This is a genomic window from Thiolapillus sp. (genome assembly GCF_048562965.1).
In the GTDB taxonomy this organism is placed as follows: domain Bacteria; phylum Pseudomonadota; class Gammaproteobacteria; order Chromatiales; family Chromatiaceae; genus Thiolapillus; species Thiolapillus brandeum_A.
Genome location: NZ_JBHNMF010000336.1, coordinates 1 through 3604, shown reverse-complemented (window position 1 = coordinate 3604; position 3604 = coordinate 1). Strand labels below are relative to the sequence as shown.

The following is a 3604-nucleotide window of genomic DNA, read 5'->3' as shown; positions in this document are numbered from 1 at the left end:
ATAACCTATTGTTTTTCAAGCGAAAGAAACAAAATAAACAAGAATATTACCAAGTACTAATTTATCCGCCATATTAGTCGGCTCTAATATTCATTGCTCCAAAAAATTGGGAAATTTCAGTTGTTTTATCTGAGGCCGGAAAAGTCGCTTCCCGGCTTCAGGTCGAATCGTTGTTCCAGGTCCAGTTCCCGGATGAGCTGATCCACTGCGCCCTGGCCGTGCAGTTTTTGCACCTCGGCCAGTATCATGCGTACCGAATTGCGGTTGTAGCCGCTGCGGAACTGCAACTGCTCAAGGATTAGCTCACGGGCTCTGTCCAGTGTCATGGCGCAATGCCCGCCCCGGAGGGCGGGCGGAGCGGATCAGACTTCGAAGTCGGCCAGCTTGCGGGGAACCGCGATGCCTTTCATGGTGACGTAACGGGGCATGCCATTGTCATCGTATTCTGGATAGGCCTCGCCCTGGATGAGCGGGTACAGGTATTCCTTGCAGCCGTCGGTGATACCGAAACCGTCTTCGGTGATGAATTCCATGGGCATCATCTTTTCCACGTTGGCCACTTCGGACAGGGGCGCCATGCCGATTTCCCACTGGTAGGGGCTGCTGGATTTGCGGTCGACTGTAGGCATGATGGAATTGTGACCTTCCAGCGCCATGTTCACAGCGGCTTCACCCAGTGCATACGCCTGCTCCACGTCGGATTTTGAAGCCAGGTGACGGGCGGCGCGCTGCAGGTAGTCTGCAACGGCCCAGTGGAACTTGTAACCCAGGGCTTCCTTGATCATGTTGGCGACCACGGGCGCGGCGCCACCGAGCTGGGCGTGGCCGAAATCGTCGCGGGTGCCCTGCTCGGCAAGGAAACGGCCGTCAGGCCAGTGGGTGCCTTCGGACACGACCACGGTGACATAGCCGAAAGTTTCGACTTTCTGCTTCACGTTCGCGAGGAATTTCTCCTGGTCGAATTCCACTTCCGGGAACAGCACCACTACGGGGATGTTATAGTCTTCCAGCAGACCGCCGGCAGCGGCGATCCAGCCGGCGTGACGGCCCATGACTTCCAGTACGAATACCTTGGTGGACGTCTTGGCCATGGAGCGCACGTCATAGCTTGCTTCGAGTGCGGAAACGGCGATGTACTTGGCTACGGAGCCGAAGCCGGGGCAGTTGTCGGTGATGGGCAGGTCGTTGTCCACCGTCTTGGGCACGTGGATGGCCTGTACAGGGAAGCCCATCTTCTCGGACAGCTGGGACACCTTGAAGCAGGTGTCGGCAGAGTCGCCACCGCCGTTGTAGAAGAAGTAGCCGATGTTGTGGGCCTTGAAAACTTCGATCAGGCGTTCGTACTCGCGCTTGTTGTCTTCCAGACTCTTGAGCTTGTAGCGGCAGGAGCCGAAAGCGCCGGAGGGGGTGCTTCTCAGTGCGGCGATATCTTCAGTGGATTCCTGGTTGGTATCGATAAGGTCTTCCGTGAGGGCGCCGATGATGCCGTTGCGGCCTGCGTACACATTGGCGATCTTGTCGCTGTGCTTGCGGGCGGTTTCGATAACGCCGCAGGCAGAAGCGTTGATAACGGCGGTCACACCACCGGATTGTGCGTAGAAAGCATTCTTTGCTGTCATGATAACTCCCTCATACTATTAAGGATTCTGGTTAAAGTTCTTGAATTCTGTGCTTGTGGCGCGTCAGATCTCGCCCCGTTCCTTGGCGTCGTGATCAGCCTGGGTCTGCAGCAGGGAAACCATGCATTCGCTCAGGTCATCGTATTCGTGGACGCCGGTGCCGTATTGCTGGTAACCCCGGTAGAAGAACTGGCAGCGGTAACGGCGGTCGCCTGTCTTGAAGATGACGAAATTGCAGCCTTCCTTCTCCCAGTACACCACCGGGCAGTTGCTCAGCTCCTTGTCTGCCGGAGCCAGACGAATTTCTGCATCGGCATACTGAAAAGGAACATCCTCGCCATAGCGCTCCTTCAGCGTGGTCTTGATGATCCATTCTTCGCTCTTGCCATAGTCGGAGATTGTTGCCATCGATTGTCTGTACCTGCTGAAAAATGCTCATTACCGCAAAAATGCACTGAAAATCAGTAGCTTTGCGTAATCCTTGGTTGACATTGCAGCCGAATTGCGCTTAGCTATGTAGCAATTTTTTCGGTAGTCCGGGTAATCCTGCCAATTATAAAGGAAAAATGCAGGTCGGGATATATCTGGTCAATTTGTGGAATACAACCTGAATCCAGGGTGTGTGGATTCGCGTTAAACAGCAAGGACAAACGAGGCATGAGGATTATCTTACTGGGGCCGCCAGGATCAGGAAAATCGGTTATCTCCCGGAAAATTGCAGAGAAGTATGGGTTTCCTGTCGTTAGCGTCGAAGAAGTGGCCGAGGAACTGTCTGCCATGGCGCAACAGGATGACGAACTGGGGCGGCTGGCCAAGGAATCCATCGGTTCAGGTCGGGTATCAGATGATGTATGCAATACCGTACTGAAACGCGTGCTTGGCAAGGAAGAGCTGGGACTCGGATTTGTACTGGTCGGTTATCCAAAGGATGCCGCCCAGGCGGAATTCATCGAAACGGCCATGAACCAGATGAGGCGCCCGCTTGATCTGGTGATGATGATCGACATCGACCGGGATGAACTCATGGAGCGCCGCGTGGGGCGTATCGATTGTGATGCCTGTGGCACGCACTACAATCTTTATGTGAACCCGCCCATGGTGGAAGGAATCTGTGATCTCTGCGGTTCGCGCGTCAGCCGCCGTCCCCGGGGGTATGAAGAAAATATCGCCAATCAGCTGCGTGAATACGATGTGGCGGTACAGCCTGTGCTCGATTACTTCAGGCAGCTGAACAAATTGCGGCTCGTGGATGCCAACGGCACCGAAGAGCAGTTGTGGGAAAGTGTGCAGACCGTGATCGACAGCACCGAGCCCGCACCCGTGCTGGAGGCGCCGGAAGAGAAGACCGAGAAAAAGGAAGCGGCTGCCAGGCCTGCATCCCAGAAAACGGCTGGCACCAAACGGGCCGTCACCAAAAAAGCGGTTGCCAGGAAAGCCCAGGAAAAATCCCAGGCCAGCAAAAAGACCACCACAAAGAAGAAGCCTGCTGCAAAAAAGAAAGCGGCGCCAAAGGCAGCAGAAAAGTCTTCCGCGAAAGCAAAAGTCGCGCAGGCTCCTAAGAAAGCCGCCAAGAAGAAGGTCGAAAAGAAGGCTGCCGTGAAAAAGGCTGCCAGCAAGAAGAAAGTGGCCAAGAAAGTCGTCAAGAAAGCAGCGAAGAAAGTGACCAAGAAGGCGGTGACAAAAAAAGCACCGGTCAGTAAAAAAGTGGCCAGCAAGAAGAAAGTGGCCAAAAAAGCCGTAAAGAAGAAGGTAGTAAAGAAGGCTGCTGTAAAGAAGGTCGCGAGCAAGAAGAAGGTGGTAAAGAAAACCGCCAAGAAGGTGGCAAAGAAAGTCACCAGGAAAGTGCCGGCAACGAAAAAAAGCCTTCAGGCAGGAAGCCGGTGGCCAAGGCCAGCAAGAAAAAGACGGTAAAGAAAGCCCCCCAGAAGAAAAAGGTCGCCAAGAAAAAAGTGACCAAGAAAAAGGCCGCGAGAAAAAAGCGCTAG

Annotated in this window: 4 protein-coding genes; 1 reads left to right on the top strand and 3 read right to left on the bottom strand. The window is 54.2% G+C overall.

Annotation, left to right across the window (positions count from 1 at the left end; translation table 11 throughout):
• Positions 1–125: 125 nt before the first annotated feature.
• The 3 genes from ACOCD2_RS14375 to ACOCD2_RS14365 form a co-directional block, all read right to left on the bottom strand.
• Complete coding sequence (locus ACOCD2_RS14375; protein WP_293649922.1) at positions 126–326, bottom strand: hypothetical protein; 201 nt, start codon at positions 324–326, stop codon at positions 126–128.
• A gap of 36 nt (positions 327–362) precedes the next feature.
• Entirely contained in the window at positions 363–1619 is a 1257-nt protein-coding gene (locus ACOCD2_RS14370; RefSeq protein WP_293649921.1) for a 6-phosphofructokinase, read from the bottom strand.
• Positions 1620–1682: 63 nt separating this feature from the next.
• Positions 1683–2027, bottom strand: coding sequence for a hypothetical protein (locus ACOCD2_RS14365; protein ID WP_293649920.1), 345 nt, complete (start codon positions 2025–2027; stop codon positions 1683–1685).
• Between the two features lie 249 nt (positions 2028–2276).
• Between ACOCD2_RS14365 and ACOCD2_RS14360 the strand changes: the two genes are divergently transcribed.
• Positions 2277–3530 carry an adenylate kinase family protein gene (locus ACOCD2_RS14360; protein ID WP_293650056.1) on the top strand — a complete coding sequence of 418 codons (1254 nt, stop codon included), beginning with the start codon at positions 2277–2279 and terminating at the stop codon, positions 3528–3530.
• Positions 3531–3604 lie beyond the last annotated feature (74 nt).

Excerpts from the sequence above, each read along its gene's own strand:
- ACOCD2_RS14375 (WP_293649922.1), bottom strand. The coding sequence starts at position 326 with ATGACACTGGACAGAGCCCGTGAGCTAATCCTTGAGCAGTTGCAGTTC.
- ACOCD2_RS14365 (WP_293649920.1), bottom strand. The coding sequence starts at position 2,027 with ATGGCAACAATCTCCGACTATGGCAAGAGCGAAGAATGGATCATCAAG.
- ACOCD2_RS14360 (WP_293650056.1), top strand. The coding sequence starts at position 2,277 with ATGAGGATTATCTTACTGGGGCCGCCAGGATCAGGAAAATCGGTTATC.
- ACOCD2_RS14370 (WP_293649921.1), bottom strand. The coding sequence starts at position 1,619 with ATGACAGCAAAGAATGCTTTCTACGCACAATCCGGTGGTGTGACCGCC.